Source organism: Pigmentiphaga sp. YJ18 (genome assembly GCF_038066655.1).
In the GTDB taxonomy this organism is placed as follows: domain Bacteria; phylum Pseudomonadota; class Gammaproteobacteria; order Burkholderiales; family Burkholderiaceae_B; genus Pigmentiphaga.
Window position 1 is genome coordinate 30,630 of sequence record NZ_JBBUKU010000008.1, and the last position, 26,145, is coordinate 56,774.

27 protein-coding genes and 1 pseudogene are annotated in these 26,145 nt (G+C 65.3%); 5 read left to right on the forward strand and 23 right to left on the reverse strand.

Going from position 1 to position 26,145, the window contains the following annotated elements; genetic code table 11:
* Nucleotides 1-29: 29 nt before the first annotated feature.
* Both WKR98_RS29010 and WKR98_RS29015 read right to left on the reverse strand, forming a co-directional pair.
* The gene (locus WKR98_RS29010; protein ID WP_341435390.1) at nucleotides 30-851 is read right to left on the reverse strand and encodes a phytanoyl-CoA dioxygenase family protein; all 822 of its coding nucleotides are present in this window, start codon (nucleotides 849-851) and stop codon (nucleotides 30-32) included.
* A gap of 43 nt (nucleotides 852-894) precedes the next feature.
* Nucleotides 895-1,917, reverse strand: coding sequence for a Bug family tripartite tricarboxylate transporter substrate binding protein (locus WKR98_RS29015; RefSeq protein WP_124689011.1), 1,023 nt, complete (start codon nucleotides 1,915-1,917; stop codon nucleotides 895-897).
* Between the two features lie 218 nt (nucleotides 1,918-2,135).
* On the opposite strand from WKR98_RS29015, the gene WKR98_RS29020 reads away from it, so the two are divergent.
* The gene (locus WKR98_RS29020) at nucleotides 2,136-2,903 is read left to right on the forward strand and encodes an SDR family NAD(P)-dependent oxidoreductase (RefSeq protein WP_341435391.1); all 768 of its coding nucleotides are present in this window, start codon (nucleotides 2,136-2,138) and stop codon (nucleotides 2,901-2,903) included.
* Between the two features lie 3 nt (nucleotides 2,904-2,906).
* Here WKR98_RS29020 and WKR98_RS29025 read toward each other — a convergent pair whose 3' ends face one another.
* The 16 genes and pseudogenes from WKR98_RS29025 to WKR98_RS29100 all read right to left on the reverse strand — a co-directional run bounded on the left by WKR98_RS29025 (nucleotide 2,907) and on the right by WKR98_RS29100 (nucleotide 16,053).
* A complete protein-coding gene (locus tag WKR98_RS29025) occupies nucleotides 2,907-3,959 on the reverse strand; it encodes a flavin reductase (RefSeq protein WP_161567778.1) in 1,053 nt (350 codons plus the stop codon).
* Nucleotides 3,956-4,261, reverse strand: coding sequence for a DUF1330 domain-containing protein (locus tag WKR98_RS29030; protein WP_341435392.1), 306 nt, complete (start codon nucleotides 4,259-4,261; stop codon nucleotides 3,956-3,958). The genes WKR98_RS29025 and WKR98_RS29030 overlap by 4 nt, the downstream gene beginning before the upstream one ends.
* A 145-nt stretch (nucleotides 4,262-4,406) precedes the next feature.
* Nucleotides 4,407-5,054 carry a MarR family winged helix-turn-helix transcriptional regulator gene (locus WKR98_RS29035; RefSeq protein ID WP_341435393.1) on the reverse strand — a complete coding sequence of 216 codons (648 nt, stop codon included), beginning with the start codon at nucleotides 5,052-5,054 and terminating at the stop codon, nucleotides 4,407-4,409.
* Nucleotides 5,055-5,206: 152 nt separating this feature from the next.
* Complete coding sequence (locus WKR98_RS29040; protein ID WP_341435394.1) at nucleotides 5,207-5,935, reverse strand: ABC transporter ATP-binding protein; 729 nt, start codon at nucleotides 5,933-5,935, stop codon at nucleotides 5,207-5,209.
* The gene (locus tag WKR98_RS29045; RefSeq protein ID WP_124692299.1) at nucleotides 5,922-6,680 is read right to left on the reverse strand and encodes an ABC transporter ATP-binding protein; all 759 of its coding nucleotides are present in this window, start codon (nucleotides 6,678-6,680) and stop codon (nucleotides 5,922-5,924) included. The genes WKR98_RS29040 and WKR98_RS29045 overlap by 14 nt, the downstream gene beginning before the upstream one ends.
* Nucleotides 6,677-7,660 carry a branched-chain amino acid ABC transporter permease gene (locus tag WKR98_RS29050; protein WP_341435395.1) on the reverse strand — a complete coding sequence of 328 codons (984 nt, stop codon included), beginning with the start codon at nucleotides 7,658-7,660 and terminating at the stop codon, nucleotides 6,677-6,679. The genes WKR98_RS29045 and WKR98_RS29050 overlap by 4 nt, the downstream gene beginning before the upstream one ends.
* Nucleotides 7,657-8,542: pseudogene (locus WKR98_RS29055) on the reverse strand (branched-chain amino acid ABC transporter permease). The gene WKR98_RS29050 and the pseudogene WKR98_RS29055 overlap by 4 nt, the downstream one beginning before the upstream one ends.
* Before the next feature lie 12 nt (nucleotides 8,543-8,554).
* Nucleotides 8,555-9,736, reverse strand: a complete 1,182-nt coding sequence (locus WKR98_RS29060; protein WP_341435396.1) for an ABC transporter substrate-binding protein — start codon at nucleotides 9,734-9,736, stop codon at nucleotides 8,555-8,557.
* A gap of 21 nt (nucleotides 9,737-9,757) precedes the next feature.
* On the reverse strand, nucleotides 9,758-10,507 hold the full coding sequence (locus WKR98_RS29065; protein ID WP_124689003.1) for a maleate cis-trans isomerase family protein: 750 nt from the start codon (nucleotides 10,505-10,507) through the stop codon (nucleotides 9,758-9,760).
* 33 nt (nucleotides 10,508-10,540) lie between these two features.
* Nucleotides 10,541-11,167, reverse strand: a complete 627-nt coding sequence (locus WKR98_RS29070; protein WP_341435397.1) for an isochorismatase family protein — start codon at nucleotides 11,165-11,167, stop codon at nucleotides 10,541-10,543.
* Nucleotides 11,164-12,642 carry a 4-hydroxyphenylacetate 3-hydroxylase family protein gene (locus tag WKR98_RS29075; protein WP_341435398.1) on the reverse strand — a complete coding sequence of 493 codons (1,479 nt, stop codon included), beginning with the start codon at nucleotides 12,640-12,642 and terminating at the stop codon, nucleotides 11,164-11,166. The genes WKR98_RS29070 and WKR98_RS29075 overlap by 4 nt, the downstream gene beginning before the upstream one ends.
* Before the next feature lie 97 nt (nucleotides 12,643-12,739).
* Nucleotides 12,740-12,961, reverse strand: coding sequence for a DUF2945 domain-containing protein (locus tag WKR98_RS29080; RefSeq protein WP_124689000.1), 222 nt, complete (start codon nucleotides 12,959-12,961; stop codon nucleotides 12,740-12,742).
* 31 nt (nucleotides 12,962-12,992) lie between these two features.
* A complete protein-coding gene (locus WKR98_RS29085) occupies nucleotides 12,993-13,511 on the reverse strand; it encodes a DUF488 domain-containing protein (RefSeq protein WP_341435399.1) in 519 nt (172 codons plus the stop codon).
* 46 nt (nucleotides 13,512-13,557) lie between these two features.
* Nucleotides 13,558-14,442, reverse strand: a complete 885-nt coding sequence (locus WKR98_RS29090; RefSeq protein ID WP_341435400.1) for a sensor domain-containing diguanylate cyclase — start codon at nucleotides 14,440-14,442, stop codon at nucleotides 13,558-13,560.
* A 102-nt stretch (nucleotides 14,443-14,544) separates the two neighbouring features.
* Nucleotides 14,545-15,507: a Bug family tripartite tricarboxylate transporter substrate binding protein gene (locus WKR98_RS29095; protein WP_341435401.1), complete on the reverse strand. Its 963-nt coding sequence runs from the start codon at nucleotides 15,505-15,507 to the stop codon at nucleotides 14,545-14,547.
* Nucleotides 15,508-15,633: 126 nt separating this feature from the next.
* Nucleotides 15,634-16,053 carry a VOC family protein gene (locus tag WKR98_RS29100; protein WP_124688996.1) on the reverse strand — a complete coding sequence of 140 codons (420 nt, stop codon included), beginning with the start codon at nucleotides 16,051-16,053 and terminating at the stop codon, nucleotides 15,634-15,636.
* 147 nt (nucleotides 16,054-16,200) lie between these two features.
* Between WKR98_RS29100 and WKR98_RS29105 the strand changes: the two genes are divergently transcribed.
* Nucleotides 16,201-16,899: a Crp/Fnr family transcriptional regulator gene (locus tag WKR98_RS29105; protein WP_341435402.1), complete on the forward strand. Its 699-nt coding sequence runs from the start codon at nucleotides 16,201-16,203 to the stop codon at nucleotides 16,897-16,899.
* On the opposite strand, the gene WKR98_RS29110 is transcribed toward WKR98_RS29105, so the two are convergent.
* Genes WKR98_RS29110 through WKR98_RS29130 form a run of 5 tightly spaced genes read right to left on the reverse strand, consistent with a single transcriptional unit; the run spans nucleotide 16,896 to nucleotide 22,713 of the window.
* On the reverse strand, nucleotides 16,896-17,933 hold the full coding sequence (locus WKR98_RS29110) for a porin (protein ID WP_341435403.1): 1,038 nt from the start codon (nucleotides 17,931-17,933) through the stop codon (nucleotides 16,896-16,898). The genes WKR98_RS29105 and WKR98_RS29110 overlap by 4 nt on opposite strands.
* A gap of 49 nt (nucleotides 17,934-17,982) precedes the next feature.
* Entirely contained in the window at nucleotides 17,983-18,987 is a 1,005-nt protein-coding gene (locus WKR98_RS29115) for a Bug family tripartite tricarboxylate transporter substrate binding protein (protein ID WP_341435404.1), read from the reverse strand.
* A gap of 46 nt (nucleotides 18,988-19,033) precedes the next feature.
* Nucleotides 19,034-20,011, reverse strand: coding sequence for a quinone oxidoreductase family protein (locus WKR98_RS29120; protein ID WP_341435405.1), 978 nt, complete (start codon nucleotides 20,009-20,011; stop codon nucleotides 19,034-19,036).
* A 25-nt stretch (nucleotides 20,012-20,036) separates the two neighbouring features.
* Nucleotides 20,037-21,389, reverse strand: coding sequence for a fumarylacetoacetate hydrolase family protein (locus WKR98_RS29125; RefSeq protein ID WP_341435406.1), 1,353 nt, complete (start codon nucleotides 21,387-21,389; stop codon nucleotides 20,037-20,039).
* Entirely contained in the window at nucleotides 21,382-22,713 is a 1,332-nt protein-coding gene (locus tag WKR98_RS29130) for a Rieske 2Fe-2S domain-containing protein (RefSeq protein ID WP_341435407.1), read from the reverse strand. The genes WKR98_RS29125 and WKR98_RS29130 overlap by 8 nt, the downstream gene beginning before the upstream one ends.
* Nucleotides 22,714-23,014: 301 nt before the next feature.
* On the opposite strand from WKR98_RS29130, the gene WKR98_RS29135 reads away from it, so the two are divergent.
* From WKR98_RS29135 to WKR98_RS29145, 3 genes are read left to right on the forward strand one after another with little or no spacing between them, the layout of a single operon-like run.
* Nucleotides 23,015-24,196, forward strand: coding sequence for a Rieske 2Fe-2S domain-containing protein (locus WKR98_RS29135; protein ID WP_341435408.1), 1,182 nt, complete (start codon nucleotides 23,015-23,017; stop codon nucleotides 24,194-24,196).
* 49 nt (nucleotides 24,197-24,245) lie between these two features.
* Complete coding sequence (locus WKR98_RS29140) at nucleotides 24,246-25,229, forward strand: Bug family tripartite tricarboxylate transporter substrate binding protein (RefSeq protein ID WP_341435409.1); 984 nt, start codon at nucleotides 24,246-24,248, stop codon at nucleotides 25,227-25,229.
* Between the two features lie 29 nt (nucleotides 25,230-25,258).
* Nucleotides 25,259-25,996: a Crp/Fnr family transcriptional regulator gene (locus WKR98_RS29145; protein ID WP_124688988.1), complete on the forward strand. Its 738-nt coding sequence runs from the start codon at nucleotides 25,259-25,261 to the stop codon at nucleotides 25,994-25,996.
* Nucleotides 25,997-26,145 lie beyond the last annotated feature (149 nt).

A 26,145-nucleotide genomic window follows, 5' to 3' on the forward strand; every position in this document is an offset into this window, starting at 1 on the left:
ACGGGTGGAACACGAGGCGGCCGCCCGGGCTATGTCGCGGTATTCGCCTTGGGGATCAACTCCGCGCGGGCGGCATGCCAGCGGCGCATCGCCGCTTCATGGCTTCGCATGCCCTGCGGATCGAAATCCGCGGCCGGCGCCGGATCCAGGTCGAAATTCCCGTGGCGGTCCACGCCTCGTACCAGGCTGGCGGACAGGCGCTGGCGGCTGTCGCACCGGCAGTGGGCGGGAATATAGCTGATGCCCAGGCCGATGCGCCGGTCCGGCGAGCGGTTGGGCATGGAATTGTGGAAAAGATAGGTGTGATGCAGCGAGAACTGCCCGGGCTGGAGCAGCATCAGGTCGATACGGGCATCGTCGGGCACGTCTAGCCACTGGCCCGTCTTCAGCATGTTGCCGGCATCCCCGCCAGCCGCGTGCCGCTGCTGCCCCCCCGCGTGGCTGCCGGGCACCACCTGCACGCAGCCGCTTTCCCGGTTGCTGGGGGACAGCGCCACCCAGGCGGTCACGTGCTCGGCGGGATCCAGGCCGAAATAGGTCGAGTCCTGATGCCAGCTGACAAACGCATCGGTGTGCGCCTCCTTGATCCAGCAGGTCAGGTGGAAGAGCAAGATGTCCGGGCCGATCAGGTCCTGGACGGCATCGAGCACGCGTGGATGGCGGACGATGTCGTCCACCCACTTCAGATAGAGATGCATCTTGCGGCGCCGATCCGCGGACAGTCCCCCGCCCGACCGCTCTGCGGACTCCAGCAGGTCGCGGTAGCCGCGCGCCTGCTCCGGCGAAAAGGCCTCCACCGGACTGACGTACCCCTCGCGCGCGTACGCGTCGATCTGTTGATCGCTCAGCATCCTGGCCCTCCGCTCCTTGCGTTTCCCGGCATCCTGCCCGGGGTCAATCACGGGCCGTCGCCCCCGTCATGGTCACCGCTTCCGTCCAGAATGCGCGTTCGCGCTTCAGACGGGCCTCGCCGGCGGCCGGATCCATCGTTTCGACGATGCTGGCCGCCTTGTCCAGCGCGGCGACGTAGTCGGACGAGGCGGTAACCCTGGCCATGGCCTGGCTCAGCCGCTCGAACACCTCGGGCTTGACGCCCGCAGGCGCCACCATCGCGAACCAACTCGGCGCGTTCAGTTCCGGAAAGCCAGACTCCACCAGCGTGGGCACGTCCGCCAGCGCGCGGATGCGCTCGCTGGTCGTGACCGCCAGGGCCTTCACGCTGCCCTCCTTCACCATCTGGGCGGCCAGGGCCGAGCCCGTGAAACAGAACCCCAGGCGTCCCGCCACCAGGTCCACCATCAGCGGCGCGCTGCCCTTGTAGGGCACGTGCAGGAACTTCATCCCGCCCGCCTTGGCGAGCATTTCGGTCGTCAGGTGCGACAGCGAGCCGACACCGTTGGACCCGTAGCTGACGTCGCCGGGATGGGCCTTGACGTAGGCGACGAACTCCTTGATGCCGGCCACCGGCACCGTCTTGGGATTGATGACCAGCACGTTGGGCATCGACGCGATCATCGACACGAAGCGGAACTGCTTTTCCGCGTCGTACGGCAGCTTGCGATAGAGCGGCTTGTTGATCGCGAGGATGGCCTGCCCCGCCACCAGCAGCGTGTAGCCATCGGCCGGCGCGCGGGCGACGTAGTCTGCGGCGATGTTGCCGCCGGCACCGGCCTTGTTCTCGACCACCACCGACTGCCCCAGCTCGGCCGCCAGGGCGTGCGCCGCCAGGCGGCTGACCGTGTCGGCCGACCCGCCGGCGGGAAACGGGCAGACCAGCGTCAACTGGCGTGTCGGATAACCCGTTCCGCCCGCCGCGCCGCGTGCGCCGCCCGAGAAGGCCGATGCGGCGAGAGGCGCCGCGGCCAGCAGCAGGCGGCGGCGTGCGTTGACATGAAGCGAATCGGAGACAGTACCCATGGACGGCCTTGAAGGGAAAGTGACGACATGGGGAACGCACGCCGGGCGGCGCCCCTTGAATTTTCGGTTCAGAATAAACCTTGGTTCCTCAAACTATCAACACTTTATCTATGCACTAGAGATTTACCCTCATAAAATCATCAAAAATTCTCTAATTATTGGAAATAAACCATATAAAAAGAATAAAGTGTAGACATTTAAATGCCTCGGAACCTCTTATGGAATCCTCCCGCCTGCCCCTGTCCGGCCGGATCGCGATCGTGACCGGCGCCGCGGGCGATCTGGGAGCCGCGATCGCCGGCCGCTTCCTGCTTGCCGGCGCCCGCGTGGCCTGGCTGGATCGAGACCGGGCCGGAGCCGAGGCGCGCGCCCGCCTGGGTCCGGCTCCGGAACGCAGCGTGGCGCTGGGCTGCGACGTGGCCGATGCCGATTCCGCGCGCCAGGCCGTCGAGGCCACCACTGCTCATTTCGGCGCGCTGCATATCCTGGTCAACAATGCGGCCATCGTCTCGCCACGGCTGCCGATAGGCGAACTGGGGGTGGATGACTGGCGGCAGGCCCTGGACGTGAACGTGACCGGCGCCTTCCTGATGGCCAAGTGGGCCATTCCCCACCTGCTGCGCGCGCCGGGTGCCGTCGTCCTGAACATCGCGTCCCAGCTCGGGCACGTGACCAATCCTGGCGCGGGCGCCTACAGCGCCAGCAAGGCTGCGCTGCTGGGCCTGACCCGCTCGATCGCGGTGGACTACGCACAGCAGGGTCTACGCGCCGTCAGCCTGTCTCCCGGCTCGGTCATGACCAGCCGGCTTACCCGCCGCTACGGCAGCGAAGCCGCGGCGAGCGCCCGGCTGGCCCCCCGCCATCCCCTGGGCCGCATCGCCACCCCGGCCGAGATCGCCGAGGCCGCGCTGTTCCTGGCCAGCGACGCGGCGGCCTTCGTCACGGGCACGGACCTGCTGGCCGATGGCGGGTATACGGCGGTGTAGCCGCTAGCCCGCGAATCCCAACTGTCCGGACAGCTCCCGCCCGGCGCTCTTGAGTACGTCCACGGCGGGATGGTCCTGACCGAATCCATCGTCGTGGCTCATCATCGTGAGCGCAAGCACAATGGCGCCCCGCGCATCGAACACCGGCACGCTGACGGCATGGACACGGCGTTCGAATACGCCGTTCAACAAGGAATCGCGCACGGCCGCCACACGCGTGGCGCGGACCTGTGCCAGCATATGCTCGGCTTCGTCGCGCAGGCCGGACTCGTGGCCGACGCGCCAGGCCTGTTGCAGTTCCGCCTCGATCCGGGGTGCCATCTCGGCCTGGCGGCCGAAGGCGGCGAAAACCTTGCCGGTGGCCGATCCCAACAGCGGCATCACCATGCCGCAACGCAGCTTCAAGTCCAGCGGACGCGACGACTCGTTGAACCAGATCATCGTCGGCCCCATGTTGCCCCAGACGCCCAGGCCAACCGTCAGATCCGTCTTCCGAAAGACCTCGTCCAGCACCCCCCGGGCGGCATGGACCGCGCCCAGCTCCGCCACGCTGCCGGACAGGTCGACCTGATGGTCGTGAGGCTGCACCACCATGTACTTGCCCAACCCGAACGCCAGCGGCTTCCGGTCGTTCGTAACGATGTTCTCCACCCGCCCCAGGAACAGGACATGATCGCCTCCTGGATAGGTCGCCTCCAAGCAGCACTCCAGATGCGCGGCGCAGCCCTCGATCAACGGGACTCCGCCCAGTCCGCCAGACCAGGCGATGGCGTCGAACCGCCCTTCGCCCGGCCTGGCGAACAGGTTCGACACGTGGACCTGGTCCTGGGCCAGGATGTTGACGACGAATCTCTTCGCGCCGCGATACGCCTCGAAGCTGCTCGAACTGGTGCGCAGGCTCCAGACGATCAAGGGCGGATCCAGGGACACCGAAGTGAACGAATTAGCCGTCATGCCCTGCAATCCGCCCTGCCGATCAATGGCGGTAACGACCGTCACGCCGGTGACGAAGGACCCCAGACAGCGGCGCAGAGCGGCCGGATCGATGGTGTTCATGCTCCCAGCTCCTCGTCCACGCCTTCGACCGCGACGATGTCCACAATGGCGGCGCCAGCCCGCTTCGCCCGGGCGGCCTGGTATTCCACCGAGCTGTAGTAGGCGACCGCCTGGGCAAGGCTGGGAAACTCCAGCACCACGTTCCGCGGCTTGGCTTCACCCTCGAGCTCGACGTACGCACCGGCCTTGGCCAGCACCTTGCCTCCATGGAGGCGCGCCGCTTCCGCCGAGACGCGTGCATACGCCGCGTAGGCTTGCGGGTCGGTCACCTCCACCCGCGCGATCACATATCCCTTCGCCATGTCTCCTCCTGTCCGATTCCAGGGCTCTCCACCTTCGTGCGGATGGCGCCATTCCTTATAAACTAACAAACTTAATTAAGTTACTTATATTTAAGACCACAAAAAAACCGGCCTTGGACATGCCGCGGCCGGCCTCGCCCTGCCGTCATTTCGCTGAAGCGGACTTCCGTGGCTGTCCACGTCCCGCCCGGGCAGGTGCCCTGGCGGGCCGGCTCGCGGCCACGAACATTTCCTGACGCTGCCGTTCTCGCACGAACGATTCGACGATCTCGACCGCTCTTTCGCTGGAAGGCAGCAATTGCCCCAGGCGTTCGAAGAAATCCAGGAATTCTTCCCGGCTGAAATCTCCGAACAGGATGTCGTTGATCTCCCGCTGATACGGCGCCAGTTCGGCCAGGCGCTCCTCGCCCTGACGCGTGACGCGCAGCACGACGCGGCGCCGGTCCTCGGACGAAGGAATCTTCTCGATCAATCCCTGCTTCTGAAGCTGATTCGTCTCCATGACCACGAATGGACTGCTCTTCCTGATCAATCGCGCCAGCTCCCCCACGCCTATGCCCTGGCCGTCATTGACTCGCGCGATCACCATGATCAATTCATGCTGGGGTCCGGAAATACCGATCAGTTCGCCATAGCCTATCCGCAGCGCATCGATGTTGTTCGATATCGCCATCAGGGTATGGATCGTCTTGCGGAACGTGCTGTCCGAGCGATTCACCAACAACTCGCGCCGGGAAACTGTGACCGTTTCCGGCCGCGACGCTCCTCCCAGGGAACTTATCTGGTCTTTCAACCGATCCTCCAAGCGACAGCACTCCAACCAGGCTCTGCCACTGACTGCGGCCTCGCCGGCTGGAAGATATGTCAGTAGCTTCGCTAAGTCGCTTAGATTAGCACAGGCCTCCTGGCATCCCACGGGCTTCCTCCTCGGATGGACGGCCGGCATCACACGCCCAGATACCTCGCCAGCATGTCACGGTCGGCCAGAGCTTCTGGCGATGCGCCCTCCCAGACGACGCGTCCCTTCTCCATGAAATAGCAGCGGTCCGTACTTTCCAGCACCGACCGGTAATTTCTGTCCACCAGCAGGCAAGCCATCCCCGCCTCCTTCACCCGGTCCACGGTGGCCCAGATTTCCCTCATCACCAGCGGCGCCAACCCCTCGGTCACTTCGTCGATCACCAACAGGTCCGGGTTCGTCATCAGCGCGCGTCCGATGGACAGCATCTGCTGCTCGCCGCCCGAAAGCTGCGCGCCACCGTTGCCCAGGCGCTCAACCAGCCGCGTGAACAGGTCCAGCACCCGATCGAGACTCCAGTCCTGCCGGCCATCGGGGCCCCGGCGGGCAGCCACCTTCAGGTTCTCCAGCACCGACAGGGAAGAAAAGATCCCCCTGCCCTCGGGTACATAGGCCACGCCCAGCCGGGCGATCCGTTCCGGCCTCCAGCCATCGACCCGCGTTCCTCCTACCTTGATCTCCCCGCTCATCTTGGCCTGCAATCCCAGGCAGCTCTTGATCAGCGTGCTCTTGCCCATGCCGTTGCGGCCCAGCAGGCCGACGGATTCGCCCCGGCCGACGATCAGGTCCACTCCGTGGAGGATGTGGCTGTCGCCATAGAAGCCATGGATGTCTCTGGCCAACAGATTCGGCGCAGCGCGCTCAGCAGGCGGCATGTTCCTCTCCCAGATAGGCCGCGATCACGGCTGCGTCGGTTCTTATCCGCTCGGGGGCGCCGCTGGCGATGACCTGGCCATTCACCATCACCGTGATCTGGTCCGCTACCTTGAAGACCGCGGACATGTCGTGCTCGACCAGCACGATCGCGTGGTCGCGCTTGAGGTCGAGCAGCAGATCCAGCATGCGGACGCTTTCCTCCAGGCCCATGCCCGCCAGCGGCTCGTCCAGCAGCAACACGCGGGGTTCATGGGCCAGGCACATGGCCACTTCCAACTGCCGCTTCTGCCCGTGGCTCAATGCGCCGGCCAGGCGGCCCTGTTCGTGCAGCAGCCCAGCCTTGCGCGCCGCCGCCTCGCGGCGGCGGTTGGTCGAGTCGCAGGCGCTTGCCGGACGCAGGACGGTCCAGGGCTCCTGCTCCAGCGCCTGCGCGGCCAGCCGGATGTTCTCGCCCACGGTCAAGCCCTCGAACAAGGTATTACGCTGATAGGTGCGCCCCAGCCCCGCCCGCGCCCGGTATGGTTGGGCGAACCGGGAGATATCCCGTCCATCCAGGCGAACCACCCCCTGGTCCGCGCGGATCTCGCCCGCCAGCAGGCTCAACAGCGTCGACTTGCCCGCCCCGTTGGTGCCGATCACCGCATGAATGGAACAGGGCGCCACCTCCAGCCGCACATCGCTGACCGCCTGTAGTCCCCCGAACGCGCGGGACAAGCCATCGCACTGAAGCACCACGCCGGTCATGCCGTCTCCCTTGCCTTGGGCCGCATCCACTTCTCCACCAGGCCGGCGAAACCCTTCGGCCAGCAGGCCACGATCAGGATGATCGCGATACCGAACAGCAACAGCCAATGCGCCGCGAGGGGCCCCATCACGTCCTCGGACGACAGGACCTCCTGGAGCAGCACATAGATCGCCGCGCCGCACACCGCTCCCCACAACCGTCCAATACCGCCGATGATCACCATCAACAGCACCACGCCCGACTTCTGCCAGCCCATCATTTCCGGCGAAGCCGCTCCATGCTTGGCGCAATACAGAAACCCCGCCAGGCCGGCCATCGCCGCGCCTATCGTGAACACGGCAAGCTTGTAGCGATAGGGCAGATACCCCACCGCCGCCATCCTGCGTTCGTTCGAACCAATACCCTTCAGCGCCCGCCCGAACTTCGCTCGCAGCAGCACCACCGCGATGACGATGCACCCTACCAGCGACACTAGCGCCCCCAGGAACAGCACCGTCGTACCTTCGAAGGCGAATTCCAGCCCCGCCCACGACGCGATGTCGAGTTCCCGCCCCAGGTACATGCCGTCGCTGCCGCCCACCAAGGGCGTGTCGTGCGCGATGTGGTACATCATCTGGGCGAACGCCAGCGTCACCATGATGAAATAGACATGCCGCGTGCGCAGCGACAATGCTCCGACGAAGGCGCCCACCGCCGCCGATGCCACGACTGCTCCCGCCCCGACGGCCAGGAGGTTGTCCATGCCCAGGTACTTCTGCAGCACGACGACGGCATAGGCTCCCACGCCGAAGAATGCCGCCTGCCCGAAACTGACCAGGCCTGTCGTCCCTAGCACCAACTCCATCGATATCGCCAGAATGGCGAAGATCATGACCGTGGTAAGCACGTCCAGGTAGTACTCGGGCAACAGCCACGCGGCGGCGGACAACGCCAGCAGGCTCGCCGTCACGGCGATGCGCCGATACTTGCGTTCAATCATCTTGCGCCCCCCAGCAAACCCGTCGGTTTCCATAGCAGCACGACCGTCATCAGCAGGTACACGCCGACACTGGCGAAATCCGGCAGGAACACCTTGCCGAAGGTATCGGTAAATCCCACCAGCAGCGCGGCGATGAAGGCGCCAAGGACCGATCCGATCCCCCCGATGACGACCACCACGAAGCTGATGATCAGGACACCGTTCCCCATGCCCGGAAACACCGACGACGATGGCGCATCGAGCATGCCCGCGACGGCGGCCAGCATCACGCCCATCGCGAACACGATCCGGAACAGACCGGGTACGTCTATGCCCAGTGCCCGCGTCATGTCGCGATTGTCCGCGCCCGCCCGGATCCGCATGCCCAGCCGGGTCTTCTGGATCAGGATGTAGAGCCCCAGGCTGAACGCCACGCACACGGCCATGACTACCAGGCGGTACAGCGGATAGTCGATCACGCCCGCGATCGATACCGGCCCCGCCAGCGCCTGCGGCACCGGCACGCTGTGGACGTCGTTGCCGAAGGCCAGGCCTCGCAGCTCTTCCAGCACGATGATGAGCCCGTACGTCATCAATACCTGCTGCAGGTGGTCCCGGCCGTACAGGAAGCTGAAGAACAGCCATTCCAGCAGATAGCCGAACGCCAGCGCCAGGAGCATGCCCACCACCACCGTCACGGCAAAATTGCCGCCCCAGTATGTCGCCGCGACGGGCGTCAGCGCGTAGATCAGATACGCGCCGACCATGTAGAGCGCACCGTGGGCCACGGTTGATCACGCCAAGGATCCCGAAGATCAACGTCAGGCCGCTCGCGATCAGGAACAGGAGCAGCCCGTATTGCACGGCATTCAGGCATTGGACCAGGAAGATCGTGGGATCCATCTCGGCACGCCCTTACCTGGCCGCCATGGCGCAGCCGTCCGACGGGCTGCCCACGCCCTTCGCGGCGATGCTGGTGTAGCGGTTCTCGCCGCTGGCGACGGTGCGCGTATAGATGTCCTGCACCGGGCTGTGCGCCTTTGAAAGCTTGAAGGCGCCGCGCGGGCTGTTCACCGTCATGGTTTCGATCGCCTTGACGATCCCGGCCTGCTTGCCCAGGTCGCCGCCGGTCGCCTTCAGGCCATGGGCTAGCATCTGCGCGGCATCGTAGCCTTGCACGGCATATACGTCGGGACCGGCTCCGTATGCCTTGGCATAGGCGGCGCGAAACGCCTTGTCCACCTCGCTGTTCAGCCCGTCCGCATAGTGCAGCGTGGTCTGCAAGCCTTCGGCGGCCGCCCCTTCCGCCTGCAGCACGCCCTCGGTCAGGAATCCCGATCCGATCAGCGGAATGGTCCGGCCCAGTCCCGCCGCGGCATAGTCCTTGACGAACTTGACGGCACCCGCGCCGCCGAAGAAGGCATAGACGGCATCGGGCTTGAGTGCTGAGATCTGCGTCAACAACGCCTGGAACTCGGTGTTGGGGAAAGGTACCGTCAGGTCCGACACCACGCTTGACCCCGACCCCTTGATGCCTTCCTTGAATCCGCGCAGCGACTCCTCGCCCGCCGTGTATTTCCACGAGACGGTCACGATGCGCTTGTAGCCCTTCTCCACCGCCAGCTTCCCGGCCCCGTAGGCGGGCTGCCAGTTCGAAAACGAACTGCGGAAGATGTTCGGCGCGCACATGGCTCCCGTCACTTCGTCGGTGCCGGCATGGGGAATGATCAGCAGCGTCTTGGACGACTTCGCCGCCTTGGCCATGGCCATGACGACACCGGAGTGCACGGTGCCTACGATCACATCGACCTTGTCCCGCTTGATCAGCTTATTGACGTTGTCGCTGGCTTTCGATGGCTCCGACTCGTCGTCCACGCGGACGTAGGTCACCGTCTTGCCGGCCAGCCTGCCGCCCTGCTCATCGATGTGCAGCTTGAATCCCTTCTCAACGGCTTCTCCCAACTGGGCGTAGGTGCCCGAGAATGGCAGCATCAAGCCGACCTTGATCTCGTCCGCGGCCAAGACCGGCACGCTCGCGCAAGCAGTGGCAAGGCAGGCGGAGACGGAGAAAAGACGTTTGGCGAACACTCTTTTCATGACTGGTTCCTTGGTCGATTGTCAGTGGTTGAGCAACAGGGAGCCGAAACCCGGCACCTTGTCGTGAATTCCGCTATCACGCAGCGCGTGCCAGTAGATGGCGGTATTGATCGCGATGACAGGCTTGTCGAGCCAGAACTCCGCCATGCCGGCCACCTGAGCCGCGGCGAGATTGGTCCCCACCTGCACGATCGCCTCGACGGACGGGCCGTTGACCCGGTTGATGGCGTCCCGCAGCTCCCGCTGGGACACATGCGCGATCTGCACCGGGCTCGTGCACTTGAGCCCTTCCAACGCAACGATTTCGAACCCCGCGTCCTCGAAAAACCGGCGCACCTGCGTATCGCCCAGCGGCTGGTAAGGCGTCACGACGGCGATTCTTCTGATGTCGCCATAGCAGCGCAGCGCCTCGATCACGGCGTCTGAACCCATGGTCACAGGTTTGCCGCCCGCGATGGCGCGCATGCGCTCCATCAGCTTCCTGCTGCCGTCCATCCCGTCCCAGAAGGTCTCGGACGACATCCCCAGCACCAGCCGGTCGGGCTGGCAGGTCATCACCACGCGCGCGGCCTCGTCCATGGAAGCCCGGATGTTGTCCATCAGGCGCGCGAAGCCGTCGTCATCGTGGATCGGCTCGTCGGGGATATACAGGCGGCCGAAGTGGTTGGTCACGCCATACGGACGCATGTCGTCCATTTCCGGCTGGACCGATGTATTGGTCGAAGGGGCGATGATCCCCAACCTCAGCCTGAATCCCAAGCTGTCTGCCATACCCTGCTCCCGGTGATGAGTGATCTGTACCGTTCAGGCGAGCGCAGCCAACATGCCGCGCACGTCCCCACTGCCGACCACGTCGGCATATTTCTGCGCCATATCGAACAGGTTCGCTTCGTGGGGCTCCGGCGCCCGATCACCCACGCAGTCGGCCGCCACCACGACCCGCATCCCCGCTCCCATCGCGTCGACCACGGAGGCGCGCACGCAACCCGACGTCGTACAGCCGGCGACGATCACGGTATCCACGCGCCGCATGGCCAGCCAGGCCGCCAGGCCGGTCTCGGCGAATGCCGACGGAAGCCGCTTCCGAACGATCAGTTCGCCCGTGCGCGGACTCAGCTCCTTGACGATCTGGCTGGCCGGATCGTGTTCCGTGAGCCGCAGCAAGCTCGGAACCTTGCGGGTAAAGGCATTGCCGTCGGAACCGTCGTCCGCATAGACGACACGCGTATGCACGATGAGAAGTCCTTGCTGCCGGGCGAAGGCCAGCAGGTCCACCGTCGCCGCGATCGCTTGCGGAATGTTGCCGCCGCCGAACACGCCGGGATCGGCGAAACCCTGGACGAAATCGACGATCAACAAAGCCGGCGCACGGCCCATCCCCAACTGGCCGCCGAACCCCTGCGCGGCATAGATACTCGTATCGCCACTCATGCGCCGACTCTGGCTGGTTGCTCAGCCGCGTTGCTGGGAACGCCGTAGGTCTCCATGAAGCCATCCACCATGCCGTGCAACTGGCCCCAGTCTGCGTGCACGTAGCTATAGTTGCGCACGATGAACGAGGCCCCCGCATAGAATTTCTCGTACTGCTGGTGGCGGCCGGCGAACTCCGAACCGACGATGTCCCAGGCGAGCTTGAACAGCTTCATTCGCTCGATATGGCCAAGCTGGGGGGTATCCCAATTGGCTGCGAACCGGGCGGCCAGCTCCTCGTCCTCGAGCACGGAAATGTTCGCCGGCATCTGGAACACGCCTCCCCCGCACAACTCCCGCACCTTGTCCACGATCTCGGAATAGGTCTCGGTGCACCAGTTCAGCGCGGCATAGACGTGGCGCCGGTTGAAGCACTTCCACCCGCCGTCCGGATAGTCCTCTGCCGCATGGATCTGCCCCTGGATGGTGCCGCCCAACATGCCTTCCAGGGCGGCCAGCCGCCCTATCGCTTCCTTGACCGCGGGCACCTGGTCGGCACCGGTCGCCTGGGTGATCCGGCTGGCCAGGCCGACCAGGAACTGCAGCTTCGACAGGAAGCGCACGTTGGACTGGTGATTGCCATAGGCATGCGCGGCCGTCCTGACATAGATCTGCCGGGCCAGGTCCGGCGAGTTGTGCACGAAGACCCGTTCCCAGGGCACCAGCACCTCGTCGCAGATCAGCATCGCGTCGGACTCGTCGAAGCGATGGCTCAATGGCCCCTCGAAGTCATTCGGCGCGTTCGGCTCCATGGGCTTGCGCGCCCACAGCGCCAGTCCGCTGGCATTGCACGGCACCGCGCAGGTGATCGACTCGGCAGCCTGGTCCGGTGCGAGCGGCAGGATGTTGCCGATCCAGATCTCGTTGGCGAACAACGCCCCGGTGGCCAGCATCTTCATGCCGGAGATGACCACCCCGGCATCCGTTTCCCTGACGACGCGCAGCGACGGCGACGTAAGGTTGCGCAACTTGTAGAACTCCGGGTTGCGCGAGCTCTGCGGCGACAGGACCGCATAGGTCGCATAGCCATCTGTCTTGCGCAGATGCTCGTAATACCGGTCCAGGTTGTCGGCATAGGGGCCGAGCACGTCCTTGGCCAGCGTCATGCCCGTCACGAACGAGGACACATGATCGGGCGAGCGGCCGAACATGCCCAGGCTGGCATCGGCAATCAGCTTGTGGGTCTGATAGCGCTTGTCCAGGTCTTCCCGCGACCTTGCCTTCAGATAGTAGGAACTGAAGGCCTCGCCGTTTTCCTCCATGACCGCGAACCGCCCGTGCGCGGGATCCCGCTTGAGGTCGAACAAGCCGGCGATGGTCTGCGCCGCATTGCGAAAGTAGGCATGCGTTGTCACGTCATCGATTCTTTCGCTGCCGACGTAGACGACACGCCCGTCCCGCAGGCTATCCAGATGTTGCTTTGCTGTCTTGAGCACGAGTCGCCTCCGAACGATGCCCTATATAATTCATCAATTTACATAAGCTACTTATCAATATAAAAATCAGGAGTGCGCACGGAAATAGGGATGAACCCTAGTCAGTGCGCACAGTCTTTCTCAACGCCGACCCTTTATGCGCCGCGACATGGCTGGTCTTGTCGCTCTGGATCTCGTACTGCGGGTCATCCCCGCTGGCGCGGTGCGTGTGGCCCTTGTAGTCGAAGTCCTTCGTGTGCACCCGGATGATGGTGCCGCTGACGATACCCGCCTCGGAATTCCAGCTTACGTGGTCGCCCACCTTGAATCGGTCCGCCATGGCGTTCCTCCTGTCTGCGCGCGCCGGCGGCTCAGGCGTTCGGCGCGTACGTCAATGTGCCGTCCTGGATCCGCGCCGCCGACGTGTACGGATGGACTTCGCTCTTGCCGGCGCCCAGGATGTGCCTCACGCAGACATCCCGCACTTTCAGGTAGTCGGCGATCAGCGACCGGTGGCATCGCCACCACACGGCTTCCGCGCACATGATGGCGGTCCGCCGGCGGCGAGCCAATGCCAGCAGGCGCTCGATGCCTTCGCGAAAGGCATCGGTCTCCATGTAGTCCGCGTAGCCGCGGAACGACGGGTTGCGCCAGACGGTGTTGTGGGAGTCCGCCAGGGGCGGACGGCGGCCGCCCAGTTCCGGCAGCGGCACGTATTCCACCCCGGCCTGCGCGAGCGCATGGCGCAGCGCATCCGGATTGAAATGGGGGTACTTGCGTGACCCCGCATGCCGCCGCACGTCGGCGATCGCCTGGATGTCATGGGCGGCCAGCATCGCCAGGAACGTTTCCAGGGAATGCGTGGAATGCCCCACCGTCCATACTTCCAACCCTGCCGTCTCCATCGCGCGCCCCCCTTCCCTTCGAATGACTCCGCTACAAGGCCGCGCGCCGCAAGGTGTTGCGCCCCTCGGCCTTGGCCTGGTAGAGCGCGGCATCCACCTTGTCGAAGATGTCGGCGGTGCGGCGTTCGCCGCGGAAGATGCCGAATCCCATCGACGCGGTCACGACGCCATGCGGCGGATTACCCTGGTGAGCAATCGCCATGCCCGCGATGGCCACGCGTATCTCGTCGCAGAAGCACGCGCCCTCGGCGTCCTCTCTCAAGCGGCAGGCCAGCAGGAATTCCTCGCCGCCGATCCGGAAAACCCGGTCGTCGGACCGGCTCAGCATGCCGCGCAGGAGGTCGCCCACGCGCTTGAGCACCCGATCGCCCGCGGCATGGCCATAGTGGTCGTTGTAAGCCTTGAAGCTGTCGACGTCGAGAATGGCCACGCACTTCAGCAGTCCGTCGTCGGGCGCCTCGACGAAAGCGGGAAACTCCTGCGTATAGGCTCGGCGATTGGGGACGCCCGACAAGGGATCCAGCAGCGAGGACCTGGCCTCGGTGATGTCGGTGAAGATCCAGATCCGCGCGCGGAAGGATCCGTCCGCCACGAAGGGCACGCTGCGGCGGGCGAACACGCGTCCGTCCTTGAAGTACAGTTCGTCGCGGTAGGCCTCGTCCGTGGCATGAAGAATCTCCACGTGCTCCAGGAAGCGGTCGGGATCGGCAAGCTGATCGCTGGCGTGGGCCAGCATCCGGCTTTCGCTCCAGCCTTCCCGCGCTTCCTCGGGAAACCGCCATTGCGCCATGAAGGCCTTGTTCGCGTAGATCACCCGCCTGTCGGCATCCACCAGCAGGACGCCGTCGGGCAGCGCATCCAGCGCGAACTTGAAGATCCCCGCCGGCACGGGTGGCCTGGGCGGGGCCCCAGCCATGGCGGATGTTCTTGTTATCTGGCTCATACACGGCACGCCGTCGACGTGGACAGAATCCAAAGATAGCGCACTCGCCGCGCCGGTGCATGCCGGCCCCGCCGGTCACTGGATCCGGATGTTCCGCTTGCGCACGATTTCGCCCAGCTCGGCCTGGCTGCGCAGGAAGAACGCCCGGAACTGCTCGGGCGTGCCGGGATCCGGAATGAAGCCGCGGTCGCGCAGTTCCTGGTTCACGTCGGGCTGTTGCAACGTGTCGCGTATGGCCGCCGCCAGGATATCCCGCACCTGCGGCGGCGTGCCCTTGGGCGCCAGCACGCCCTGCCAGCTGTACATGTCGAATCCCGGATAGCCGCTTTCGTCCACGGTGGGCACGTCGGGCAGGTAAGGCAGGCGCTCCCGGGTGGACACCAGCAGGACCTTCAGCTTGCCCGTGCGCAGATAGGGCAGCGCCGTGGCCGGATCGGAGAAATACAGGTCGATCTGGCCGCCGAGCAGGTCGCGTATCGCCGGCGCGGCACCCGGAAACGGCACATGGGTAGGATGCACGCCCACCCGCCCGGCCAGGGCCTCCATGGTCAGGTGATTCATCCCGCCCTGCCCCCAGCTTCCATAGGTGACCCGGTCGCCCCGCTCCTTCATGTAGGCCAGGAGCCCCGCCGCATCCGAAACCGGCAGGTCGCGGCGGGCCAGCAGGAGCAGCGGCGTGCGCACCAGCGGCGCCACGAAGTCCAGGTCGCGCTCGGCCGAGTATTTCAGGTCGGGATACAGCGCGGCGTTCACCGCGACCTGCTCGGCCGTGTTCATCACGGTGTAGCCGTCGCGGGCGGCCGACAACAGCGCCTGCGTGCCGATGATGGTGTTGCCGCCCGGCCGGTTGTCCACCACGATCGCCTGCCCCAGCTTCCGTGCCAGGTGCTGCGTGACGACCCGCGCCACGTTGTCGGCGCCGCCGCCAGCGGGATAGGGAACCAGCCACCGGATGGGATGCGCCGGATAGGACTGGGCCGCGGCCGTGCCGGCGGCCAGGCACGAGAACATCGCGAATATCGCTGGGATAAGCCGCATGGCGCCTCCTTTTGTAAAACGATCGTTTAATTTTTTAAATATATCCCAAATATTGGGATACAAGCATAATTTTTAATACGGTCGTTTCACAAAAGGAAGGCTGCCAGCGATGATCGCCCCCCTCGTTCAGTCGGGCGTCCAGGCGGGGTTATGGACGGCTTCCCAGAGATGGCCGTCGAAATCCTGGAAATAGCCGGCGTACCCGCCCCAAAAGGTTGGCTGCGCCGGCTTCACCACGCGGGCACCCGCGGCGGCGGCGCGGGCCATCACCGCGTCGACCTCCTCGCGCGACGCGACGTTGTGGCCAAGCGTGAACTCCGTCGGACTGCGCCCGCTTCTTTCTATCCCGGCGTCGTGCGCGATGTCCGCGCGCGCGAACAGCGCCAGCTTGAGCCCCGCCTGCAGTTCGAAGAAGGCCACCGCGCCGTGTTCGAACTCCTTGCCGATGATGCCCTCGGTCGGCAACCCCAAGCCGTCGCGGTAGAACGCCACCGAGGCCTCCAGGTCGTCCACGCCGATCGTGATCACGCTGATGCGTGGCTTCATGCCTGCTCTCCTTTCGTCCGTTCAATCGGTCATCATGCCTCAAGGGATGCCGACGCGGCGCACAGCACGTGCGGCATCACCGCCAGCTTCCTGGCGACCATGCTAGGATGGCCGCATCCCGTCTCCGATCGGCAGCCGACGCGAACAATGACCTCCACGCTGGCGCGAGTCGCCATCTCGCAATCCGAGCTGTTCCGGGAATGGTCCGAGGCGGACATCGCCCGGCTGGTCGAGGCCTCGGAGGTCCTGCGGCTCGAATCCGGCACCTTGCTCCATGGACCGGGGGAAACCGTTCCCTTCCTGTACCTGATCGCGTCCGGCTCGCTGCGCATGTCCTTGCGCACCGGCTCCAACCGCGAGTTCGCCTTCCGGCTGCGCTTTGCCGGCGATTTCCTGGGCCTCGGTCCGCTGCTGTCCGGCGAACCCTTCGTCTACACCGTCACGTGCCGGGGCCAGACCCATCTGGTCAGGATACCCGGTCCCTTTCTGAAAGACATGCTGGTGCGCAACGGCCGCCTGGCCGTCGCCATGTTCGCGGGATTCAACCGACGGCACAGGAACATGATCGCCCTGTATGCCAACGCCTCCACGGGCTCCCTGCGCGCGCGGCTCGCCTCGCTGCTGGGCCTCATCGCCAACGCGTCGGGGCACGCCACGAACGAGATAGAAGTCCTTCAGGACGAGCTGGCCGAATTGCTCGGCACCCGCAGGCAAGGGGTCAACCGCGAACTGCGGGCACTGGAGAAACTCGGCGTGCTTGCCCTGGAATACGGCCGCATCGTGATCGCCGACAGGGCCGCCCTGCAGGAGCTGGCGATACTGCCAACCCCCGCCCCGCTCCCCTAGAAGCGGTGCCTGATGCCGACGTCGAAGCCCTTCTGGCCATAGACCGGCGTCGTCGCATCGCCGATCGAGTACGCTGCGCCCGAGCGATTGCGAATCAAGCCGAACGAGGTGTACAGGTTCGTTCGTTTGGACAAGGCATAGGTATAGCCCATCGCATAAAACGTCGCCTTGGCACCGGTGGCCCCGGTCCGGCGCTGGTCGCGCGCATGGGTGATGCCGCCAAGCACGGTATGCGGCCCCCTCGACCATTTCAGGCCGGCCATGTAGATGTTGACGTTCGTATCCGCGATCGTCGCCCCGGGCACGCCGTTCAAGGTGGACCGGACCGCCTGGAACGCCGAATACACCGTCACCGCTCCGGCGCGGTAGCTTCCCGTCAGCGCGACGGAGTGGCTGGTGGCCGTATCGGTGGCATTGCGCTGGTTGGAGTAGCCCAACGCCACGCGGGCAGGACCATCCTGGTAGCTCAGCGCGCCGTTATAGGCGCGCGCGGCCGAGCGGTTTCCGGCAACCTCGCCGAAGCCATACAGGAAACCCGCGGCCCATCCCCTCCATCTCGGCGTCGCGTAGGAAACCGAGTTGTTGACGCGGGAGTTCGTGCTGAAGACGTTGTTCATTCTGCCCATCATCCCCATGCCGAAAGGATCCGCGGGCAATATCGCATCGAGGTAGAACGGGCTGTACTGCCTGCCCAGCTTGATGTTCCCCATGGGCGTATCCAGTCCGACATGGGCCTTGCGCCCGAACAGCGCGCCCAGCGTCGACGTGCCCGTGTCCGCGTTGAACCCTGCCTCCAGGTCGAACGTGGCTTTCCATCCGTTGCCCAGGTCCTCCACGCCCCTCAGCCCGAGGCGCGATCCGGACTGCCCCCCTCCCGTCAGCGACGATACGCTTCCTTGCTTGGGCGCGATCGGATCGGACTGATGGACGAAACCGGAGTCCACGATCCCGTAGATGGTCACCTGGGCCTGTGCGCCGGCGCAGTTCCATGCCCCCAGGCAAATCATTCCCCCGACGATGGTGATCGTCTTCATTTCCCCTCCGTTGATTCTGATTCGATAAGACGACAGCCGGGCGGCCGCCCTATTGCGACTTGACGTTCGCCTGCCTCACGATGCCCTGCCAGCGCGCGACTTCCCGGGTCAGCTGGATCTTGGTCTCTTGCGCCGAATACGGCTCGGGAATGCCCGATCCCCGCGAGCGCGAGGCCTGCTGCAGGTCCGGCTGGGACAGGGCGCGCAGGATCTCGGTATTCAAGGTCTTGACGATGGTCGCGGGCGTTCCCGCCGGCGCGACCACGAAGGTGGACGTCGTCACGTCGCTCGCGGGCAGGCCCACGTCCTTCATCGTGGGAACGCCTTTCATGCCGGGCAGATCCTGCAACTGATTCGTCCCGCCTACGGCCAGCGCGCGCGCCTCGCCGTCGCGCAGCGACCCGACGATTCCCGGCACCAGTTCGAAGGCCGCATCGACCTCCCCCGCGCGCACCGCGGTCGTCAGCTTGGCCGCCGTCCCGTAGGGAACGATGACGAAATCCCCCTTGGTCTCCTCCCGCATCAAGGCCGCGCCCAGATACTGGATTCCCCCCGCCACGTCGCCCGTCGCCACGGTGACCCGCCCCGGCTTCGTCTTGATCTCCCGGATCAGGTCTTCCATGGTCTTCAACGGCGAGTCGCGTTTGACCACCACGGCGAGCTGACCGGTACTGATCTGCGCGACCGGTTCGAAATCACGCAGCACGTCGATGTTCTTGGCGGCGAAGATCGCATCGCCGATCGCCGCCTTCGTGCCCATGATCATCAGCGTGTAGCCGTCCGGTTCGGCGCGCTTGACCCGCTGCATGGCAACGATGCCGCCCGCCGACGGCTCGTTGATGACGACGACCTGCGTGTTCATGGCCACGGAAAGCTTCTGGGCCAGCACACGCGCGGTGATATCGGATGAACCGCCCGGCGCCGCCTGGACGATCAGCGATATGGGACGCGAAGGATAGCCGTCGGCGGCCGGAGCTGCCGCCGCGTATGCCATCAATGCCAGACAGGCTGCCCGGGGCAACGCGACCCGGAAGTTTCTCGATTGGATCTTCATGATGTCTCCTGTTGTTGTAGTCAGCGCCCGGCTGCCAGCCCGGCCGCTACGGTACGAGTACCGATACCCCCACCAGGCGGCTCGATTCCAGCGCCCGATGAGCCTGCCCACAGTCGGCCAACGCCAGCCGTTGGTTCACGTGGATGCGTATCGCGCCCGATTCGACGAGCTGGAAGAATTCCCCCGCCAGCTCCCGCCTCTCCTGCTTCGTCGACGCATAGTCGGCCAATGCCGGCCGGGTGAAGAAAGGCGATCCGTGGCGCCCCAGAGCGATGGCATCGATGGGAGGCACCGGACCGGACGCGGCGCCGAAACTGACGAACAGCCCTCGCCTGGACAGGACGCGCAGCGACACGTCGAAAGTGCTCCGGCCCACGCCGTCCAGCACCACGGGTACGCCGCGGCCGCCCGTCAACGCCATGACCTGCGCCACGACCTCGTCGGTGCCGCCGCGCACGATCACGTGTTCGCAGCCATGGGCCAGCGCGATGTCGACCTTGCCGGGATCCGACACGGTTCCGATCACGCGCAGCCCGAGATGCCGGGCCCATTGGCCGACGATCAGGCCGGTGCCGCCCGCCGCCGCATGCAGCACCAGGGACTCGCCCGCCCGCCAGGGGTGGATGCGGCGCATCAGGTAGGCCGCGGTCATGCCGCGCATGGTGCTGGCCGCGGCCACGTCCAGCCCTACCCCCTGCGGAACCGGAACCAGATACCGGGTATCGACGATGCGCTCGCTGCTGTAGGCACCCAGCGGGCTGCTGGCGTAAGCCACGCGGTCCCCTACCTTGACATCCGCCACGCCCGCCCCCAGTTCTTCGACGACGCCGGCGGCCGATCGCCCCAACGGCGACGGCAAGGCGACGGGATACAGTCCCGACCGGAAATAGATGTCATTGAAATTGACGCCTATCGCGGCATGCCGGATCCTCACCTCGCCATAGCCCGGCGGGGCAACGTCATACGCCTCGCACCGCAGGACCTCGGGCCCTCCCGTCTGGTGAAACCGGATCACGCTTGCCATGGTTGCTCCTCGCCCGCTTCCGGGCTCAGGCCTCGGGCCTGGCGGGCAGGACCGTGGCGACCGCCTCCCCGAATCCCAGCCTCGGCCACCCTGGTTTCTGGCAATGCGCCCGGACGATCACCGTGTCGCCATCCTGGACGAACGCGCGCGCTTCGCCGTTGGGCAACGCGAAAGGCTGGCGGCCACCTCGCGTCAATTCGAACATGCAGCCGCAGGCCTCGTCGCCGGGCCCCGAGATCGTGCCCGTTCCAATCAGGTCGCCGGACTCCAGTACGCAACCGTTGAGCGTGTGATGGGCGACCATCTGCCCAGGTGTCCAGTAGGCGTCCGTCAGCCGGCTCGCCCCCAGCAGCACCGGGCCCTCTCCTGCCTCGACCAGCCGCTCGGTCAACAACAGCACCTCCATGCGAACGTCCGGCATGCCCCGCTCCCGACTCTGGCCGGAGTCCAGGCAGGCGGGAGGCATGGGCTGCCCCTGCGGCCGGGACATCGCTACCCGATAAGGTTCCAGGGCCTCCGCCGTCACCACCCATGGCGACACCGTCGTCGTGAAGCTCTTGGACTGGAACGGCCCCAGGGGCTGGGACTCCCATCCCTGCATGTCCCGCGCCGTCCAGTCATTCAGCGCCGAATAGCCGAAGATCGCCGCGTCGGCGGCATCCACGCCCAGCGGCTCGCCGTGCGCGTTGGATGTGCCCACGTAGATGCCGAGCTCGACCTCGTAGTCCAGCATCCGCGTCGGGTCCGTCAAGGGCCGGTCGTGCTCGAAGCGCCCTGCCTGCCCCCGAGGGCGGGCGAAGCCGTAGCCGCTCGTCCGGACCGTCGACGCCCGGCTGTGATAGGCGATCGGACTCCAGACGAAACTCTGGGGAAGCTCGGGATGGTCGGGGCGCTTGACACGGATCACCTTGGAGATGTGATGCATCGAGGCCAGGTAGTCCGAGAAATTGCCGATCTTCAGCGGAAGCAGGAACTCGGCATCGGCGATGGTGTGCAGATGTTGCTCGGCCTCCCGCCGGAATGGCGACTCTTCCCGCAGCAGCCGCGACAATCCCAGCCGCAGGCTCGCCCAATGCGCCGGCCCCAGTTCCATCAGCACCTTCATCGACGCGCCGCGGCACGCCTGGACCGCCGGCCCGCATTCGGCGGCCAGGCAGTCCTCCATTGCGCCGATATCCAGGATCAGGTCGCCGATGCCAGCGCCGACGCGGAAGTCACCTCCCTGGCGCCTGGGCCTGAAGACAGCCAGAGGCAGGTTCTGGATGGGGAAGTCGGCCTCAGGCCGGTTGGCCGAGACCACGAACGAGCGCAGCGCCGGATCATGGGTCTCGTTCAGGCGCGACGCCCCTGCATCCGGAATGAAAGAAGCATCACGCATGTTGCCGCTCCTTGGTGGCCGCGTTCGCGCTCTGCGCCTCCAGGAACGCCCTGCGCAACGCCTTGCGCTCTTCGCGCAGTTCCACGTTGTGGTACTGGATCTGGTCGACACCGGGTGCGATCACTTCCGAGGTGCCGCGCAGGTCGTTGTAGGCAATACCGCTGCCATCGCCGTTGGGCCCCAGGCCCAGCGGCTTTCCTCCCCGCTCGAACTCGTCCAGCCCCTGGAAGAAGCGCTGGCGCATCTTGGCGATCACCAGGTCGCTGGCGCCCAGGTGCTCCTTCGTGCGATCCACGATGGGCACGCTTTCGGCCACGGCGGCATCCTCGGCGCGCAGGTCCTTGAAGCCCGACCAGTGCCCCAGCTTCATCGCCTCGCGATTCTGGCCGAAGTCCTCCCGGCTGCGGTCCAGCGAGTTGAGCAGGAAGTCGTCATGGTCGACGAACTTCAAGCCCAGCGCCCCCCGCTCGATCGACTGTTTCTTCCACCACTCCTGGGTATGGGCCATGTCCCACTCGAAGCGCCAGAAGGCCGTACGCCGATTGTTGATCGGGATCATGAACAGCACACGCCCTTCATCGGTGCGCATACTGCCGTTCAGGACCGTGAACGGCGCCAGGTACTCCGTCACGCGCAGATAGACCTGGCCATCCTCGCGCTCGCGCCGCGAGTAGGCCTGGAATCCGTAGGGCGTATCGACCACCGACAGCTTCGGCGCATGCACGCCCTTGATCGCGACGACGCTTTCGTTGATCTCCGCCTTGACCGGCTGGGCATGCAGGAGGCCGATGTGGGCGGAATCCAGCAACGTCTCCAGGTTCTGCGTCCAGTTCGAATCCGTATAGCCGACCCGGGCGCGTCGATGCTCGGCCGGCAGGAGACAGAATTCCCATTCGGGAAAGACCGGAGGTTCGCCCGGCCCCAGATAGACCCACAGCGCGCCGCCTGCCTCCCGGACCGGGAAGGCGGGAACCTTGATGGTCGAACAGAAGCGTGGATTGGACTCCGACGGCGTGGCGATGCACTTGCCCGACACGTCGAACTTCCAGCCGTGGAAGATGCAGGTCAGCGCATTGTCACCGGTGCGGCCCAGCGCCAGGGAAGCTCCGCGGTGCGGGCACTGCTCCTCGAAGAACCCGACCTTCCCGTTGCCGTCGCGGAAGGACACGAACTGCTCGCCCAGCAGCTCGACCTTCCTGGGCGGGCCGTTGGGTTCGAGCGCCTCGGACCTCAGGTAAGGGAGCCAGTATCGGCGGGCCATGTCGTGCAGGGTGGAGCCTGGCTCGACGTCGTTGTAGCGGTCATTGTCTGCTGCGGACAGCATGGGGCATTCTCCAGGATCGTTCCTTATCCGTGCTCCCCGGAACCTGATGTGCCGGGAAACATCGTGGAACGGATTCTGGCCCGCCGCCCGCGGTTTGTTGACCGCCGCACCATCGAGAATGTCCGCTTTGGTTCAAACCCGGGCACCTTGCCGCGCACACTGGAACAAACACGACAATTGCGCATTTTTTCTTCTCGCCCCTGCCTGCCCCCTCTCACAGAATACGTTTCATGAGCCACGCGGCGACTCCATCGAAGTCGCGCCTGGCGATCGTCTCCCTATGCGTGAAGGTGGCATGAGCATGGAATCGACCCAGACCCAGCGCCTGGAGCAGCAGGACGTCCGCTTCCGGCAACTGACCGAAATGTCGCCGGATACCCCGATGGGCCGCCTGCTCAGGCAATTCTGGCACCCCGTCGCCCTCTCGCGCAGCGTGGCGCCCGGTACCGCCCGCGCCATCACCTTGATGGGGCAGGAATACGCCCTCTATCGGGGCAGCTCGGGTCAGCTTCATCTCCTGGCGAACCGCTGTGCCCATCGCGGCACTCGGCTGCATACCGGTTGGGTGGAAGGCAACCAGTTGCGCTGCATGTACCATGGCTGGAAATTCGACGGATCCGGGCAATGCGTCGACCGTCCCGCGGAACGGCCCGGCAGCCATGCCCAGGTCCGGGTCGCGGCCCACGCCGTGCATGAATACTGCGGACTGGTCTTTGCCTACGTCGGCCTCGGCGCCCCGCCTCCCTTCGACCTGCCGCGCAAGCCCCGCTTCGAGCAGCCCGGCGTGTTGCTCTTCCAGCGCCAGGAAATCTGGCCTTGCCACTGGCTGCAGCATGCCGAGAACTCGCTCGACGCGGTCCACGTCAGCTTCGCTCACCAGATGGGCAAGATCGGCGCTTTCGGCCAGGCGATCACAACGGACATTCCCGAGCTGTCCTACGAGGAGACCTCCGCCGGCATCCGGCAGACCGCGACCCGCCACGTCAATGGCAAGAGCCAGATCCGGGTCAGCGACTGGACGTTCCCCTATGGCAATCACGTCGTACTTCCCGGCGTGTCCGCCGAAGCTCCCTGGATAGAAAGCGCGAACTGGATGGTACCGCTCGACCAGACGCATACCCTGCGCGTCTCGCTCCGGGCCGTACCGTCCACGACACCCGAGGCCGATGCCGAGCTGGCGCGCTACTTCGAAGACTGCGATGGCTACGACTCGTCGGATCACCATGATGCGCTCTTCGCCGGGCACTATCCCGACGACCCGCTGGTCCGGTTGACCAGTGCGCAGGACTACGTTGCCCTCGTCGGCCAGGGCGCCGTGGCGGATCGCGCCTCGGAGTTCCTGGGCGCTTCGGACCGGGGCATCTCCATGCTGCGCAGGATCCTGTGGCGCGAGATGGAGGCCTTGCGCAACGACGCCCCGACCAAGGCCTGGACCCGCCTGGAAAGCGCGCCGACGCTTTTCCAATATGCTGAAACGGCCTGAATCCTCGCTCCCGGCCAAGCCCTCCATCGCCTCCACTCACAGGTGCCCCATGATCGGACTGACAAGACTCGCCATCCTCGCCCTCGGTACGCTGTTGATCGTCGCCTGGACGCCGCCTGCGGCGCGCGCCGCCGACATCTACCCGTCCAAACCCATCTCCCTGATCCTCCCCTTCGGCGCCGGTAATGGCTCGGACCTGTCGTCGCGGCGGCTGGCGACCCAGCTGGGCAAGATCCTGGGGCAGCAGATCGTCGTCGAGAATCGCCCTGGCGCCGGCGGCGTCGGCGCGGTCAAGCAGGTTACCTCCGCCCCCGCCGACGGCTATACGCTGATGCTGGCGGGCGCGGGCATGCCCATCAGCCAGGCCCTGTTCAACCCGCCGCCCTACGACATGCTGAAAAGCTTCGTGCCGGTATCGGCCATCAGCAGCAACGACGTTGCCTTTCTCGTCAAGGCCTCATCCCGGTACGCGACGCTCGACGATTTCATCCGCGAAGCGAAGGAAAGGAAGAAGGGCTTGATGGTAGGCGTGTCGTTGCTCGGTACCACCCAGCACATGGCCGCGGAACTGTTCAAGCTCCACACCCATACCGATTTCACCATCGTTCCCTTCCGCACGGCATCCATGCTCACGACCGCACTCGTGGGCGAGAACATCGATCTCGCCTTCGAGTTCGTCGCACCGACCCTGCCGATGCTCAACAGCGGCCAGCTGCGAGCGCTGGCCGTCAGTTCCGCCCAACGATCGCCCGTGCTGCCCCAGGTGCCGACCGTCGCCGAACAAGGCATACCCGACTATGCCGTGTCCTCGTGGGGCATGATCGTCGCCCCGGTCAATACTCCCGCTCCGATCGTCAAGCGGCTCAGCACAGAGATCCAGAACGTATTGCAGGACCCGGAGTTCATCCGGCAACTGCAGGGAAGCGGCACACGCGTGCTTGGAGGGACGACAGACCAGGCTCGGCAACTGATGGAAAGCGAGATCGTTCGCTGGAAAAAAGTGATCGATACCGCCGGCATTGCCTTGCAGTAGTCCGTCCACCGTCGTCTCGGGACATCGCCATGATGAAAGTCTGGCCATTGGTGAAATGGCATGCCGTGGACTGTACGCTCGCCCGGCTGGCCGTTGCTCACTCCGAACTTTTTTCCGGCTGGCCCGACGAGCCAATTGCCCGGCTCATCGGCGCCGCGGATCTCGTCACGCTGGAACCCGGGGACTGCCTGCACCGCTCCGGCGATGAAGCGCGCTTCCTGTACCTGCTGGTTACGGGTTCCATGCGCCTGACGCGTCCGGTGGCGGGAGACCGCCCCTTCATCTTCGGCATCCATCTTGCCGGCGACTTCCACGGGCTGGGTCCTATCCTGGCCCGGACGCCACACATCAATACCTCCATTTGCAAGGACCGCACCACATTGGTCCGCATTCCCGCCGAAATCCTGCGCAAGCAGATCGCCGACAACGGCCGGCTGTCCTTTCCCTTGTTCGCCGCGCTCGAACGCCGCCACCTTCGCGCCACCAACCTGTACATGACCGCCACGGTCCGCTCGATCCGTTCTCGCGTAGCGGAGCTCCTGAGGTCGTTCGGCGCGCGCAGGGCGCGCAGCCACACCGGTGGAGAGATCCGGCTATCGCAGGATGAAATAGCCACCATGCTCGGCACCCGCCGTCAGGTCATCAATCGGACCTTGCGGGAAATGGCGGGAGAAGGCGCCATTCACGTCCAGTACGGACGCATAACCGTCGACGATCCGGCGTTACTGGAAAGAATGGCACAGGACGAAGGCAAACCGGTCTTCTGAAACCTTTACTCGAACTTCCCCTTCATGAACAGCAGCTCACTCCTTACGGTACTGGTTCACGCCATCCGCCTCGAAGCGCAGGGCATCATCAGTGTCGAGTTCCGCTCGCCCACGGGCGATGAACTGCCTGCCTTCGCCGCGGGCTCCCA